16 protein-coding genes are annotated in these 14,868 nt (G+C 67.8%); 8 read left to right on the top strand and 8 right to left on the bottom strand.

Going from position 1 to position 14,868, the window contains the following annotated elements; all coding sequences use genetic code 11:
* Positions 1–7 precede the first annotated feature (7 nt).
* From ACFTS5_RS33020 to ACFTS5_RS33010, 3 genes are all read right to left on the bottom strand, one after another.
* Positions 8–874 carry an ABC transporter permease gene (locus ACFTS5_RS33020; RefSeq protein WP_328659724.1) on the bottom strand — a complete coding sequence of 289 codons (867 nt, stop codon included), beginning with the start codon at positions 872–874 and terminating at the stop codon, positions 8–10.
* Positions 874–1,719: an ABC transporter permease gene (locus tag ACFTS5_RS33015; protein ID WP_063006068.1), complete on the bottom strand. Its 846-nt coding sequence runs from the start codon at positions 1,717–1,719 to the stop codon at positions 874–876. Before ACFTS5_RS33015 ends, ACFTS5_RS33020 begins: the two co-directional genes overlap by 1 nt.
* A 198-nt stretch (positions 1,720–1,917) precedes the next feature.
* Positions 1,918–3,009 carry a calcium:proton antiporter gene (locus ACFTS5_RS33010; protein ID WP_378638966.1) on the bottom strand — a complete coding sequence of 364 codons (1,092 nt, stop codon included), beginning with the start codon at positions 3,007–3,009 and terminating at the stop codon, positions 1,918–1,920.
* A gap of 104 nt (positions 3,010–3,113) precedes the next feature.
* On the opposite strand from ACFTS5_RS33010, the gene ACFTS5_RS33005 reads away from it, so the two are divergent.
* The 4 genes from ACFTS5_RS33005 (at position 3,114) to ACFTS5_RS32990 (ending at position 5,756) form a co-directional block, all read left to right on the top strand.
* A complete protein-coding gene (locus tag ACFTS5_RS33005) occupies positions 3,114–3,764 on the top strand; it encodes a phosphate uptake regulator PhoU (protein WP_378638963.1) in 651 nt (216 codons plus the stop codon).
* Between the two features lie 198 nt (positions 3,765–3,962).
* Positions 3,963–4,748, top strand: a complete 786-nt coding sequence (locus ACFTS5_RS33000) for an HNH endonuclease family protein (RefSeq protein WP_378638960.1) — start codon at positions 3,963–3,965, stop codon at positions 4,746–4,748.
* Between the two features lie 35 nt (positions 4,749–4,783).
* A complete protein-coding gene (locus tag ACFTS5_RS32995) occupies positions 4,784–5,008 on the top strand; it encodes a hypothetical protein (RefSeq protein WP_378638957.1) in 225 nt (74 codons plus the stop codon).
* Between the two features lie 25 nt (positions 5,009–5,033).
* A complete protein-coding gene (locus tag ACFTS5_RS32990) occupies positions 5,034–5,756 on the top strand; it encodes a phosphatase PAP2 family protein (protein ID WP_378638954.1) in 723 nt (240 codons plus the stop codon).
* Here ACFTS5_RS32990 and ACFTS5_RS32985 read toward each other — a convergent pair.
* The gene (locus tag ACFTS5_RS32985) at positions 5,705–6,733 is read right to left on the bottom strand and encodes an NAD(P)-dependent alcohol dehydrogenase (RefSeq protein ID WP_378638951.1); all 1,029 of its coding nucleotides are present in this window, start codon (positions 6,731–6,733) and stop codon (positions 5,705–5,707) included. The genes ACFTS5_RS32990 and ACFTS5_RS32985 overlap by 52 nt on opposite strands.
* Positions 6,734–6,897: 164 nt before the next feature.
* Between ACFTS5_RS32985 and ACFTS5_RS32980 the strand changes: the two genes are divergently transcribed.
* Positions 6,898–7,689: a helix-turn-helix domain-containing protein gene (locus tag ACFTS5_RS32980; RefSeq protein WP_378638948.1), complete on the top strand. Its 792-nt coding sequence runs from the start codon at positions 6,898–6,900 to the stop codon at positions 7,687–7,689.
* Between the two features lie 66 nt (positions 7,690–7,755).
* Here the strand turns inward: ACFTS5_RS32980 and ACFTS5_RS32975 are convergent, their stop codons facing one another.
* The 4 genes from ACFTS5_RS32975 to ACFTS5_RS32960 all read right to left on the bottom strand — a co-directional run bounded on the left by ACFTS5_RS32975 (position 7,756) and on the right by ACFTS5_RS32960 (position 12,561).
* Entirely contained in the window at positions 7,756–8,967 is a 1,212-nt protein-coding gene (locus ACFTS5_RS32975; RefSeq protein WP_378638945.1) for an FAD-dependent oxidoreductase, read from the bottom strand.
* Between the two features lie 146 nt (positions 8,968–9,113).
* Entirely contained in the window at positions 9,114–9,749 is a 636-nt protein-coding gene (locus tag ACFTS5_RS32970) for a PadR family transcriptional regulator (RefSeq protein ID WP_378638942.1), read from the bottom strand.
* Between the two features lie 81 nt (positions 9,750–9,830).
* A complete protein-coding gene (locus ACFTS5_RS32965; protein ID WP_378639008.1) occupies positions 9,831–11,822 on the bottom strand; it encodes an MDR family MFS transporter in 1,992 nt (663 codons plus the stop codon).
* Positions 11,823–11,928: 106 nt separating this feature from the next.
* On the bottom strand, positions 11,929–12,561 hold the full coding sequence (locus ACFTS5_RS32960; RefSeq protein WP_378638940.1) for a TetR/AcrR family transcriptional regulator: 633 nt from the start codon (positions 12,559–12,561) through the stop codon (positions 11,929–11,931).
* Between the two features lie 107 nt (positions 12,562–12,668).
* Between ACFTS5_RS32960 and ACFTS5_RS32955 the strand changes: the two genes are divergently transcribed.
* The 3 genes from ACFTS5_RS32955 to ACFTS5_RS32945 all read left to right on the top strand — a co-directional run bounded on the left by ACFTS5_RS32955 (position 12,669) and on the right by ACFTS5_RS32945 (position 14,868).
* Positions 12,669–12,956 (top strand): hypothetical protein, encoded by a 288-nt coding sequence (locus tag ACFTS5_RS32955; protein WP_378638938.1) that lies wholly within the window; start codon positions 12,669–12,671, stop codon positions 12,954–12,956.
* Between the two features lie 81 nt (positions 12,957–13,037).
* The gene (locus ACFTS5_RS32950) at positions 13,038–13,955 is read left to right on the top strand and encodes an RNA polymerase sigma factor RpoD/SigA (RefSeq protein ID WP_378638935.1); all 918 of its coding nucleotides are present in this window, start codon (positions 13,038–13,040) and stop codon (positions 13,953–13,955) included.
* Between the two features lie 37 nt (positions 13,956–13,992).
* Complete coding sequence (locus tag ACFTS5_RS32945; RefSeq protein ID WP_378638932.1) at positions 13,993–14,868, top strand: oxidoreductase; 876 nt, start codon at positions 13,993–13,995, stop codon at positions 14,866–14,868.

The raw sequence follows: 14,868 nt of genomic DNA, 5'->3' as shown, positions 1-14,868 counted from the left end.
ACTCTTCTCACCCCGTAAAACTGATCGCCGAGTTGAAGCCCCAGAGCATGATCGTGAGGACCATGTCGATGGCGATGATGGCCACCGAGCTGGCGCGCACCGCGCGACCGGAGGCGATGCCGACCCCCTCGGGGCCGCCGGTGGCGAAGAACCCGAAGTAGGCGTGCACCAGGATCACCACCGTGCCGAACACGGCCACCTTGATCACCGCGGCGATCATGTCGAAGCCCGAGATGAACTGGAAGAAGTAGTGGTCGTACACACCGGCCGACTGCCCGTAGACCATGGTGAGCAGCCCGCGGCAGGCGCCGTAGGCCAGGATCAGCGCGATCAGGAAGGTCGGCACGATGGCGATGGCGCCGGCGATCACCCGGGTGGTGACGACGTAAGGCACCGAACGCAGGCCGAGCGCCTCGATCGCGTCGATCTCCTCGGAGATGCGCATCGCGCCGATCTCGGCGGTGATCCGGCAGCCCGCCTGTGCGGCGAAGCCGATGGCCGCCGCGATCGGGGCCAGCTCGCGGGTGGTCGCGTAGGCCGAGATCACGCCGGTGACCGGGCCCATGCCGAGCATGTCGAGTGAGGCGAACGATTCGACGCCCACCGAGGCGCCCATCACCAGGCCGAGCACGATCATCATCGGGACGGTGCCGCCGCCGACGATGATCGACCCGCGTCCCCAGGTCATATCGGTGACCGCGCGCAGCGTCTCGTCCCGGTAGCGGCGCAGCGTCAGCGGCACCGAGGACAGCACCTGCCAGACGAACACCGCGACGAAGCCGAGCGATTCACCGGCGGTGACGATCCGCTTGCCGATGCGGGCGGGCTTGCGCAGCCAGTGCAGCGAGGTGGGGATGTACGACGAGGCAGCCATCACGCCAACTTCGTCGGCAGGAACATGGCACTGATCTGGCTTGCGAGGAGGTTCACGATGGCGATCGAGACCACCGAGAGCACCACCGCCGCGTTCACCGCGTCGGCCACACCGCGCGGTCCGCCCTTGGCTTCCAGTCCGCGCTGGCAGGAGATGATCACGACCAGGAAGCCGAAGATCAGCGCCTTGAGCAGCGAGACCCACACGTCACCGGCGGTCGCGAACGAACCGAACGTCGACCAGTAGCTACCCGGGGTCACGCCCTGACCGCCGACGGCGACCGCGTACCCGGCCAGCACGCCGACGAAGATGATCAGCACATTGAGCATCGGCGCGACCAGCAGCATGGCGGCCAGGCGCGGGATGACGAGCCGGTGCACGGGGTTGATGCCCATGGTGTTGAGCGCGTCGATCTCCTCGCGGATGGTGCGCGCGCCGAGGTCGGCCGCGATGGCCGCCGCGCCCGCGCCACCGAGCAGGAAGCCGGTGGCGATGGGCGCGCCCTGCTTGATCACGCCGAGGCCGCCGGTGGCGCCGAGCATGGAGTCGGCGCCGAGGCTGTGGATCAGGTTGCCGACCTGGACCGAGACGATCACGCCGAACGGGATCGCCATCAGGATCGCGGGAATGGCGGTGACCGTGATCAGGCGCCAGGCCTGCACGAGGGTCTCCCGCCACTGGAACTGCCTGCGGGCGATGTCGGAGAACGAGCCGCCGACCGATTGCTGTGCGAGATCGACCGCACGCCCGAAGGTCCGCAGCGACGACACGACGGTGTCGGTGAAATTCTTGCGGACGATCTGGGTAGCGGAATCCGGCTTCGCGGAGTGCAGATCGGTAGGCATCAGAGATGCCTCCGGGCCGCTCGTGAAGCACGGGGCTTGGTGATTTTCATACCGCACTCTCTGGCTTCGGCGTCGGTGCCAACTCCAGCAAGCTAACCGGTACTCTGCGTCACAACAAAATTTCCAGTGGGTGACCCTGGTCGCTTTTCCGCGGTTTCCATGACAGGTCGACCCACCATGTGATCCGCAACACCCCAGCTACGGACTTGCGGCCAGGAACACGAACGCCGCGAACAACGCCAGGTGAACACCACTGTGCAGCAGGGTCGCGCGGCCGGGAACGATCGTCAGCGTGCTCACCACGACGGTCAGTGCGAGCAGCACCATCTGCGTGGCGCCCAGACCCAGCACCAGCGGCCCGCTCAACCAGATGGTCGCGATCGCGATCACCGGGATGGTCAGACCGATACTGGCCATCGCCGAGCCGAGTGCCAGGTTCAAACCGATCTGCACCTGATTGCGGCGCGCGGAGTTCACCGCGGCGATCGTCTCGGGCAACAGCACCAGCATCGCGATCACCACACCCACCGCCGACTGCGGCAATCCGGCCGAGGCCACCGCCGATTCGAGCGCGGGCGAAACCACCTTGGCCAGGCCGACCACGCACACCAGGGCGAGTACCAGCATCCCGAGGCTGATCAGCGCGACCTTGTTGGACGGCGCGTGGCTGTGGGTGTCGCTGTCGTCGACCGCGCCGCCGTCCTCCACCGGGAGGAAGTCGTCGGGGTGGCGCACCGTCTGCACCATCACGAACAGCCCGTAGAGCGCCAGCGACGCGACCGCGGCGAAGGCGAGCTGCGCGGGCGAGAACTCCGGGCCCGGCGCGCTGGTGGTGAAGGTCGGCAACACCAGACTCAGCGTGGCCAGGGTCGCGACGGTGGCCAGCGCCGCGCCGGTGCCTTCGGCGTTGAACACCGCCACCCGCCTGCGCAGCGCGCCGACCAGCAGCACCAACCCGAAGATGCCGTTGCAGGTGATCATCACCGCGGCGAACACGGTGTCGCGAGCGAGCGAGGCCGCCTTGTCGCCGCCGGAGATCATCATCGTGACGATCAGTGCCACCTCGATCACGGTCACCGCCACCGCGAGGACCAGCGAGCCATAGGGTTCACCGACCCGGTGGGCCACGATTTCCGCGTGATAGACCGCCGAGAGCACCGCGCCGACCAGCGCGACACTCACCAGCGCGACGATCAATCCCGGTACGGAACGCCCCCAGCTGAGTACGAGCACGAGCGCGGCGAGGATGGGCACGTACAGGGTCCATTTAGTCGTCAACGCGGCAATCATGACCCCCATCCTTCCAGCTACGGCCGGGCACACCCGGAATCGTCACCGCACGGATCTCGGCGATGGATTCACTCACGCCCCCTCGATGGGGAACAATTCAGCGCGTGCGGACCCAGTTCACCCTCGAGCTCGTCGCTTTGGCCAACGACCTCACCCTGATGTCGCGCGTCGCCCATGACGCGACCGAGCGGGTTACCCAGGCGCTGGCCGGCGCCGACCTCGCGGCCACCTACGAGGTGTTCGCGCTCGACGAGCAACTACAGCTGATGTTCGCCGCCTGCGAATCCCGCACCATGGCGCTGCTCGCGTTGCAGGCGCCGGTGGCGCGCGATCTGCGTCACGTGGTGACCGCGATTCAGGTCGCCGGTGAGCTGTCGCGGATCGGCCGGCGCACCGAAACCGCTGGGCAGTACGTCTATCGGGCTCATCCGGCCGCGGTCGCGCCCGCACCGGTGATCGCCGAACTCGTGTCGATGGGCACGCTCGCGGCCGGGTGCGTGGCGCGGGTGAGCGCGTCGGTGGCGAGCGGGCGGTTCGCGGCCGGTGACGGCTCCGATGTCGAGGCGATGGAGACGCTGTGCAAGCAATTGCGCACCGCCCTCACCGAAGCCGACGTGAGCACCGAAGCCGCGATCGATATGGCGTTGCTCGGCAGCCAATTTCAGCGCTGCGTCGACCATGCCGCCCGCATCGCACGCCTGATCCGCTTCCTGGACACCGGCATTCCGCCCGAATCGGGATCACTACCCGACTGATCGATTGTGATCTACGTCACCATCGGTTTGCGCCTCGGCGCCGACGGTCACCTCCGTCGATAGATGAACGCTATTGAGCCGCAATCAGTTCACGCTGTGCTGTGCGGAACCTCATAGCGGACAATCACTGACGACACCCGGCGCGGCCGTTAGGTTGTGCCGGTTCATTTTTCGACGGAGCATCTGGGTGGTACGGGCATGAAGTGGTCTTCGATCAGCGGTTCTCCCCTGGGTCGAGCCCTGCTCGCCCTAGCCGCGGCGGCGGTTATCGCCGTGGTGGTCACCCTCGCGAACACGTTCCTGGACAAGGTGAGTCCGACCGCGCCCGGTCCGGGTTCCGCGGGCGCGGCGACGGTGTCGGGCAAGGAAGTCGGCGATCTGGTCGCCACTCTCGTCGTCGCGAAGGAAGGCCCGATGACGGGCTACACGCGCGAGAAGTTCCCGCACTGGGACACCAACAAGCCCGAGCACGGCTTCACCGGCGACCTGGCGCAGTACACGAAATGCACCAGCCGCGAAGTGATGATGCTGCGCGACGCCAACGGCAAGGTCACCCTCGACGCCAAGACCTGCGACCTGAAGGTGGCGGCCGGTGGCGGCTGGCAGGACCACTACGGCTTCATCGACAAGAAGACCGGGCAGCTCGGGCCGTACAAGTTCATCACCGACCCGTCCAAGGTCGACGCCGAACACATTGTGGCCCTTGCCGAAGCATGGCGATCGGGCGCGGCCGACCGCGACGAGGACACCCGCCGCCGCATCGCCAACGACTCGATGAACCTGGTCGCCGCCGACCCGTCGGCGAACCGTTCCAAGGGCGATCAGGACCCCGCGAACTACTTGCCGCCCGGGAACTTCCGGTGCGCCTATGTCGAGCATTACGTCAAGGTGAAGGTAAAATACGCCTTGACCGTTGACACCGCAGAGCACACCGCGTTGCGCACCGCAGTCGATGACTGCCTCCGCCGAGGAGAGTTCAAATAAGCGAGCCCATCGAGATCACCGCCGAGAGCGCCGTCATGACCGAAGAGGAAGGGACGGTGTCCGGCGAGCTCGATGTCATGCTCGACGACGCGGGCAAGGGCCTCGTCCGCTATCGCGGCACCGATACCTGGTACACGATCGGCAATATCGAGGGCGAGCCGCCGCGCACCTGGGACTGCGTCGCCGACCTGGTGAAGGCGATCAAGAAGGACGCGGGCACCCGCGACGTCGCGGGAAACACGGTGGTCTTCGAAGCCTGAGGCGCGAGCTGGCAATCTGGTAGCTATGCCGACTGCCTATCGACAACCACCGCCCACCGAGGTCGCCTGGACCTCGCTCTGCCGCCGGACGCCGATCCTGGTGGCCATGATCGTGACCGCGGCGGTGCTGATCACCGCCCTCACCTGGCAGGTCACCAGCGGCGTCAGCGCGATGGACACCGCGGTACTCGACTGGATGATCGCGCACCGCGGCGAAGCGCTCACCGACATCGCCACGGTGATCACCGACCTGGGCGACACACTGTCGATGACGATTCTGGCGGTGGTCACCGTCGGCTGGTTCGCGCTGCGCCGCAATCTGCCGGTGGCCGCCCTGGTCGCGATCACCTCGCTGGGGGCGGGCGTGCTGGTGTGGGTGATCAAACGCCTCGTCGGGCGTCATCGACCGCCCGAGGCGTCCCGGCTGGTCTTCGAACCGAGCCTGTCGTATCCGTCGGGCCACACGCTCGGTTCCACGGTGGTGGTCGGCATCGTGGCGATCGCGGTGATCCCCCGTCTGCGCAGGCACTGGGTCCGGGTGAGCGCCACCGTGTTCGCGATCGTCTTTCCCGTCGCCGTCGGGTTGTCGCGCATCTATCTGGGCGTCCACTGGACCACCGACGTGCTCGCGGGCTGGATCATCGGGTTGCTGTGGCTCGTCCTGTGCGTCACCGCCTTCACCCGCGGGCTGTGCCCTCAACCCACCACGATCACCACCTTGCCGAACGAGGCACCCGACCGCAGGTAGTCGTAGGCGTCGGCGGCCTTGTCGACCGCGAATTCGCGGTCGATCACCGGGCGCAGGCGGTGCTCGGTGATCGCACGGTTCATCGCCTCGAAACCGGCGCGGCTGCCGACCGCGATGCGCCGGATGGCCAGGTAGGAGGAGCCGAACGGGTTGTCCGGCAGTGTGGTTCCCGGGGCGGGCGCCATCGCGCCGACCATCGTCACCGTCGAGTTGTACGCGCCCGCGCGCACCGATTGTTCGAGCGTGGGCAGGCCGACCGCGTCGACGATGTGCTCGGCACCGGTCCCGGTCATGTCCATCACGGCGTCACCCCAGTTCCGGGTCACGGTGCGGTCGATCACCGCGTCGGCGCCCAGCGCGCGCAACCGGTCTGCCTTCGCTTGGCTGGAGGTGATCGAGATGACCTCGGCGCCGAGGATTTTCGCGAACTGGATCGCGTACAGCGCCACCGCGCCGCTGCCGACGGTGAGCACGCGCGCACCGGGTGCGGGCGGGCCGGGAGTGGTGAGCGCCGACCAGGCCACCAGGCCCGCGCAACTCAGGGTCGCCGCCTCCGCGTCGGTGAGATGGGCGGGCACGTGCACGATCGAATCCTCTTCGATGAGCGCGTAGGTGGCGAGAAATCCGTCGTAGTTCGCGCCGTACTGTTCGGCGGCGGTGGCGAGGGTTTGCGGACCGTCGACCCAGTGGACGAAGTAACTCGCGGTGATCCGGTCGCCGATTCCCGCACGGGTCACCCCGGGGCCGAGCGCGATCACCTCGCCGACACCATCGGAGAGCGGGATGATGCCCGCGGTAGCGGGCAGCGGGTAGGTGCCGTCCATCAGCATCAGGTCGCGGCGGTTCACCGACGCGGCGCGGACCCGGATCAGGACCTGGTGCGGGCCCGGTTCCGGCCGCTGCTGCGCGGACCGTGTGAGACCGCCGTCGAGGTGGTAGGCGACGGCGTGATCAGGGTGGATGTCGCTGTCAGGCATGGGACAACTCTGTCGGTGACGGCGTCATCGCGCGATTCCCCGGAGGGTATGGGCAGGTGCTCGTCGGGATCGGTGCCGCATCGACCGATCGGTTCTGCTAGGTGGCGCCGGAGGCTGATTCCCGGCGGGAATGGTGGCGGCCGTCGACGCGGTTCACTCAGTTCATGACCGCTGCCCCGCCATCGACCGGATTCGGCCCCCAACTGCGTCACTGGCGCACCCTGCGCCGGGTCAGCCAGCTCGACCTGGCGATCCGGGCCGAGACCAGCCAGCGCTATCTGAGCTTCCTCGAGCAGGGCAGATCGCAACCGGGACGCACGATGGTGGTGCGGCTGGCCGAATCGCTCGAGCTGTCCCTGCGCGACCGCAACACCTTGCTACTGGCCGCGGGGTTCGCACCCGTTTTCCCCGAAAGTGATCTGGCGGCACCGGAATTGGCGCCCGTTCGTGCGGCGATCACCGCCGTGCTGGACGGGCATCTGCCGTATCCGGCGCTGGTCGCTCGCCCGCGCGGCGAACTCGTCACGGCCAATGCCGCCTTCGACCTGTTCACCGAGGACGTGGCCCCGGAACTGCTGGTCGCGCCGATCAACATCCTGCGGTTGGCCCTGCACCCCGACGGCGTCGCCCCGCGCGTGCGCAACCTGCCGGACTGGGGCAGGCACATCATGGATTCGTTGCGAAACCGCGCCGCCCACACGCCCGATCCAGCCCTCGACCAGCTCATCGCCGAACTGGCGGGCTACCTCCCCGCTCCGTGCCCAGGGCCCGACCACGTCGGCTTCGCCGTCCCCCTGCACCTGCGTACCCCAGACGGCGACCTCCGTCTGATCACCACACTCACCTCGTTCGCGACCGCCACCGATGTCACCCTCGCCGAACTCCACCTCGAGGCGTTCCTGCCCGCCGACGCGGAGACCGCGCGCATTCTCGCGCTGCGCGCGACCCGTCGCTGATCGCGCCGTCGGGCAAGTACCGGTGCGCCCTCGATCGCCGCAGCGCGGCAACCGAGGGCGGACGGATCAGCCTGCGGCAGTGGCGAGTTCATCCTGGACCGGCGCGTCCCAGTCGATGCGGTATCGACGTTCGGTACCCATCGTCTTCTCCGGGTTCATCACCGTTTTGACCATGAGCGGCATCACCGCGTTCATCACCTTGCGGGCGATCGGGCCCGGTGTCTTGCTGTGGTTGATCTTCGCCGCGCGCGCCGCGACCCCCTCCACCCTGGCCCGGCGCAACTGCTCGTAGACAGCGAAAGCCTCGGTGGGCGAGGCGATATCGCGCAGGCACCGCGCCAGCTGCACGCCGCTCTCGATCGCCAGTGACGCGCCCTGTCCGGAGCTGTTCGACGGAGCGTGCACCGAGTCGCCCACCAGCACCATGCGATCGCGATACCAGTGCGGCACCGGCGGCATGATGTGCAGGGCGCCGGTGATCTCGAGGTTCCGCGCCGTGGTGCGGCGGGCGAATTCGGCACCGGGCGAGTCGGCGGCGTAGGTCTCGCGTAGCACCTCGAGCCAGTGTTCGGCGGCGACAGCGCGGGCTTCGGTGAGCGAAAGGTACTGCTTGCTGGGAAGATTCGCGCCCCACGTCACGCGGCCGTCGGCATGCTTCCAGTACAGATAGTAGGCCTTGGCGCCGAAGGCGAACACCATGGTGTCGTCGGGCAGGTCGAGGTCGCAGTCGACCATGGCGCCGAAGCCGAGCATGCCGGTGTAGTCGGGTCCCGGTGCGGCCGGATCGATCAGACCCCGCACGGTGGAACGGATTCCGTCGGTGCCGACGAGGATGTCGGCGGTCGCGGTGGAGCCGTCGGTGAAGTGCGCGGTGACGCCGTCGGGGTGTTCGTCGACGCTCACCAGCCGCTTGTCGTAGCTGAACGGCACGCCCGCGGCGACCGCGTGATCGTGCAGCGTGCGGTGCAATTCGCCGCGGTCGACGGCCTGCAGCGGGGGCTGGTCGGCCAGCACCGGCACGACGTGTTCGCGGCCGCTGACGCGCAGCCGCATCTGCGCGACCGGCAGGGCGATCTCGCGCACCGCGTCGCCGGCGCCGATGATGTCGAGCGCCGCGACACCGTTGGGCGCCAGCGCGAGCCCGGAGCCGATGCCCTCGGAGGGACCGGAGTAGGCCTCGTGCACGTGGGCCTGGATGCCTGCCTTGTGCAAGGCGGTGGCGGTGACGGGTCCGGCGATGCCGCCGCCGATGATCAATGCGGAACGGGTGGTGGACATGGGTGATCTCCAGATCTGATGTCGGCGTCACCCAGCTATCCTGTGGTTGCCTCACCTCGTGGCCGGGTGCGCCTGGTTGCGGGACGGTATCTCGGGCTCGGTGGGGTGTTGCCGCACGCCACCGGGTCCGGGTCTTCGGGGTCGAGCTAGCCGTTCCCCCTCTCGCCGAGTTCGGGGATCTGTTCGGTGGGCATGCCGTCGGCATGCCACTGCCGCCAGAGTTCGAGGCCTTCGAAGGTGCCCGCGGCCAGTTCGTCACGCAGGGAACGCGCCCAGTTCGCCTCGGCTTCCAGCATCGCCAGGCCGAATTCGGATTCGACGACGAACAACCGGGGCAGCGTCAGCGCGCCGAGCTCGGCCCTGGTGGTCTCGATGGTTCGCTCCAGCGCCGCGATGCGCGTGCCGAGCAGGACGATCACCTCATCCGGCGGCAGCACCGCCAGAATCGACAGACCCGCGGTGAAGCGGTGGTGTTCGGGCTCGGGTGCGGCGAGCAGTTCGCGGGTCCAGTCCGCCATCTCGGCGCGACCGGCGTCGGTGATCCGGTAGATCACCCGCTCGGGGCGCGCGCCGTCGCGTTCGCTGCCGATGACCTCGAGGAATCCGGCCTTCTCCATGTTCTGCACGACGGTGTAGAGCGAGCCCCATTTGATGTCCATGTCGCGGTCTTTGCCGTGGGCACGCAGGGTGGCGGCGATCTCGTAGCGGTGCATCGGGCGCTGCACGATCACCGAGAGCACGGCGAGCGCCAGCAGGTTGTTCACTTTGCGCTTGGTCGCCATGACTGCCTCCTTACTCGTCTACGAATATACGTCCACGAGTATTCCGCGGCAAGGCTCGTTCAGCGGAGTGGACAACCGAAATCAGACTTTCGATACCTCGCTGCTATCAGCGCCCTGGTCGAGCAGCTTGGCCGCGATCTTCGACAGCGCCTCGTCGAGCAGCGCGCGGTCGACCGGGTCCTCGGAATTCCAGTCGTCGAGGCGGTCGCCGAGCCAGCGGCGCCAGCCCGCGCGCAGCTTGTCGACCTCGTTGTCGCCGTCGGCGGTCAGCGACAGGGTGCCCCCGTCGTCGTGCAGCAGACCCGCATCGACGGCCTGCCGAAAGACCGGCGACAGCACCTCCACCGGCAGCCGGTGCCGGTAGGCGATGGCATACACCGTGGCGGGCACCTCTTCCTTGGAGTACAGGTACACCTGCCCCAGCGCCCACACCGAGTCCGGGCTCAGCGTGCTACCCGAGGCCGTGATGAGCTGGGGGATGAGCGGTTTCTCCGCCCTGGCCTTGCGCACCGTCGTGGCGACCGAGCGTTCCAGCTGCACCACCCGGTCGTGCGAATCGGGCACCGAGAAACCCTCACCGACGTCGGCCGCGCCGTGGCGAGCGCTGTCACGCAACCGCACCTGCGGCAGGAACCAGGCGACGGCGAAACCGACCAGCGCCACCGGAACAACCCAGCGGAACACGTAGTCGATCGAATTCGCGTAGGCGTCGATGATCGGCGCGGACTGCTCGAGCGGTAGCTCACGCAGCAGTTTCGGGTTCGCTGCCACCTCCGGTGAGACGCCGGGGGCCTGCTGCAACGCCTCCGCCAGCGCGGGTTTGCTCTTGTTGTTGTAGAGCGTGCCGAAGACCGCGGTGCCGAACGCGCTGCCCAGGGTGCGGAAGAAGGTGACCCCCGAGGTGGCGGTGCCCAGATCGGCGTAGGGCACGGTGTTCTGCACGACGATGGTGAGCACCTGCATCGACAGGCCCAGCCCGGCACCCAGAATCAGCATGTACAACGATTCCAGCCACACGCTGGTGCCGCGGCCCATCGTCGACATCAGGGCGAGGCCGACCGCCATCACCGCCATGCCGACGACCGGGAAGTACCGGTACTGCCCGGTCTTGCCGACGACCTGACCGGAGAAGACCGAGGTGACGAACAGGCCGACCACCAGCGGCAGGGTGCGGACGCCGGAGATCGTCGCCGTCGCCCCGTCGACATATTGCAGATAGGCGGGCAGATAGGTCATCGAGCCGAGCATCGCGAAACCGACGATGAAACTGAGCACCGACGACACGGTGAACACGCGGCTGCCGAACAACCGCATCGGCAGCATCGGCTCCTTCGCGCGGTTCTCCACCAGCACGAACCCGGTGATCAGCACGGCGGCGAGCACGAACAAACCGATGATCTGCCAAGAGCCCCACGGATATTCGCTACCGCCGAACTCGAGTCCGAGGATCAGCGACGACACACCGAGCGCGATCAGGCCGATGCCGAGGTAATCGATCACCGGCCGGGTCACCGCGCGCAGGTGCGGCAGGGTGCGCGCCGCCATCACCACCATGATGATCGCGATCGGCACATTCACGTAGAAACACCAGCGCCAGCTCGCGTGGTCGGTGAACAACCCGCCCAGGGTGGGCCCGACGACGGTGGTCACGCCGAACACCGCGCCGAGGGCGCCCTGATACTTGCCGCGTTCACGCAGCGGAATGGTGTCGGCGATCAGGGCCATCGAGGTGACCATCAGCCCGCCCGCGCCGACGCCCTGGATTCCGCGCGCCACGATCAGCACGCCCATGCCGCCCGCGACGCCGGCCAGCGCCGAGCCCGCGATGAAGATGATGCCGCTGATCTGGAACAGCAGTTTGCGGCCGAACAGGTCGCCGAGCTTGCCCGCGAGCACGGTCGCGACGGCCTCGGCGAGCAGATATGCGGTCACCACCCAGGCCATGTGCCCGGCGCTGCCGAGGTCGGCGACGATCGAGGGCAGCGCCGCCGACACGATGGTCTGGTCGAGGGCGGCCATGAGCATGCCGAGCACCACCGTCGCGAAGACGATATTGATCTTCGCCTTACTCATCGGCTCGACGGGCTTGTCCACAGCAACACCATCCGGCATGCCTCAGTATGGGCTTTCAGGCCCTGCGCGAGAGCTCAGTGACACGGCAGCAATCGCCACCGATCGCTCAGCGGACGGCGTAGTTTCCCAGGCCGGGTTCGAGCGTGTCGAACGCGATCTCGGCATCGCGAGTCAGCGCGGCGGCGATCTCGGCGTTGGATTCGCCTTCGAGGGTGCGGCGCATGATCTCGTTGAACAGCACTCGCTGCACGCCGGCGATCTGGGCCGCGGCAACGCGCGGGGTGATGTCATCGGGCGCGGCACCCGTCTCGGCGGCGAGTGCGTCGGCCAATGCCAGCTGACGGGCGTCGTGTAGATCGCGCCCGCGCGCGGTCAGCGCGGGACTGTCGGCGATCATCCTGGCGAACGGCTCGCCGCTGAAGCCGATGAGCTGGTCTTGCGCCGCTATGGCTGCCAGGCAAGCGTGGCGCAGCGCGGCCAGTGCCGACTGGCCTGGCGCGCGTTCCCGGACGATCGACGCGAGTTGCTCGATGTAGATCTCGCCGAGGTCGAGCGCCAGGTCTTCCTTGCGGGGGAAGTAGTTGGTGACCGTCATCTTCGAGACATCGGCGGCCGCGGCCACCTCGGCGATGGTCACCTGATCGAATCCGCGAGCCAGGAACAGCTCGGTCGCCCGGTCCGAGATCTGCTGCCTGGTCTGCTGCTTCTTCCTGGCACGGAGGCCCTGCTGCGTCGTCATGTCACCAGCATATCTGAACTCGTCCTAAATTTGTTCTTGACATATTTTTAGGTTCGTTCTAAGTTTATGTCCGTCGCCGCAAGCGACACGATCGAAGGAGACAGCGCATGCCGCACGGACCCGATATCGCCGCCGAGCCCCTCAACACCCGTTCCACCACCGAAGGAGCAGCCGATATGGCCCGATTCACGACGATGCGACGTTCACTCGACGACGCGGTCCGCGAGATCATGACCGCGCCGCAACCCCTCCCCCTGCCCGGCCGACCCCGGGCGGCCCGCCGCGTCGAAGCGTCTTTCCCGGCGCACCGGCGACGTGGAACCGGCTCGGCCATTCGCGGCGCGCAGACCCGGTCGACGGCCGTGCGCCGCCCGATCCGGATTCCCGGCAAGTAGTCACTGCGATCCCCGCGTAACCCGACCGGTGGGGCGCCGTCGCCCCACCGGTCACCAGCCCCACATCGAACGGGAGTTCTCTTGACCACCACCGTCACCGCCGACCCCATTCGCGACTACCTGACCGCCATCGGGCGCACGCCCCTGCTGACCGCCGAACAGGAATACGCCCTCGGTGCGCGGATCGCCGCGGGCGCGGCCGCGCGTGCCGAGATCGATGCGGCCGGCACCGAACTCACCGCCGCACGACGAGAACTGTTGCGCCGCACCGAACTCGACGGACTGCGCGCGAAAGATCACATGGTGCGGGCGAATCTGCGCCTGGTCGTCTCCATCGCGCGCCGGTTCCCGACCAACACCGGGATGTCGCTGCTCGATCTGATCCAGGAGGGCACGCTGGGGCTGATGCGTGCGGTAGAGAAGTTCGACCACGAGCGCGGCCTCAAACTCTCCACCTACGCGACGTTCTGGATCCGGCAGTCGATCGGGCGCGCACTCACCGATCAGGGGCGCACGATCCGGCTGCCCTCGAATGTGGCCGATGTCCTGCATCGGGTGATCCGGGTGCGGCGCGAGCTGGCGCATCAGCTGGGGCGCGCGGCCACCACCGAGGAACTGGCCGCGGGCGCCGACCTGACCGTCGCGCAGGTAGCGGCGGTGCTGCGGCACGAAGCCGAGCCCGTGTCGCTGCACGCGCCCGTCGGCGAGGACACCGATCTGGGCTCACTGTTGCCCGACACCACGCCCGCGCCGGCGGATGTGGTCGCGGCGCGGATGCTCGGGGGCTACGTGGAGGCGGCGTTGGCGGGGCTCACCGAGCGCGAATCCGCCGTCATCCGACTGCGTTTCGGCCTCGACCGCGGCGAGGGCCGCACGCTGGAGGAGGTGGGTTCGGCGCTCGGCTTCTCCCGCGAACGGGCGCGCCAGATCGAGGCGAAAGCCATGATCAAGCTGCGTAAACCCGCCTGTACCCGTACGCTGACCGGATTGCTGGGCTGACCTTCCCTCCTATCTTACTCCAGAGTAAGATAGGAGCATGGCATGGAAACCAACTGACATCGCGGACCAGTCCGGGCGCACGTTCGTGATCACCGGGGCCAACGGCGGCCTCGGTGCCGAGACCACCAAGGTGCTCGCAGGCAAGGGCGCCACGGTGATCATGGCCTGCCGCAACGCGAGCAAAGCGCAGCCGATCGCCGACGCCATCCCCGGTGACGTGCGGGTGGCCGCGCTCGACCTGGCCGATCTGGCCTCTGTACGCGAATTCGCCGCGCAGCAGGGCGAATTCGATGTGCTGATCAACAACGCGGGCCTGATGAACATCCCGTTCTCGCGCACCGCCGACGGGTTCGAGACGCAGTTCGGCGTCAACCACCTCGGCCACTTCGCGCTCACCGGACTGCTGCTCGACCGCGTTCGCGACCGGGTGATCTCGCTCGCCAGCATCGCGCACAAGCAGACCCCGAAGCTGTGGATCGACGACCTCAACTACGAGAACCGCCGCTACCAGCGCAATCTCGCCTACGCCCAGGCCAAGCTCGCCAACCTGATGTTCGGCCGTGAACTGCAGCGCAGGCTCACCGAGGCCGGGTCGGCGAAGAAGTCCTACGCCGTGCACCCCGGGGTCTCGGCCACGGACCTGTTCGCCCGCACCGAGACCCCTCTCGACAAGGTCAGCAAGCCGTTCATCAAGCTCATCGGCCACCCCCCACACAAGGCCGCCCACTCCACCCTGTTCGCGGCCACCGAGCCGGACGCCGACCCCACCGTGTACTGGGGACCCAACCGGCTGATGCAGTCGCAGGGACCGGTCGAGGCGTGCCCGTCGAGCAAGATCTCGCGCGATCCCGAGCTGCTGCGCAGACTGTGGGAGGAATCCGAGCAGATGACCGGGATCAGCTACAAGTTCTGA

The organism is Nocardia sp. NPDC056952, assembly GCF_042674185.1.
GTDB lineage: Bacteria > Actinomycetota > Actinomycetes > Mycobacteriales > Mycobacteriaceae > Nocardia.
Note: the sequence above shows the minus strand (reverse complement) of the source record. Positions and strands in the feature narration are given on the sequence as shown.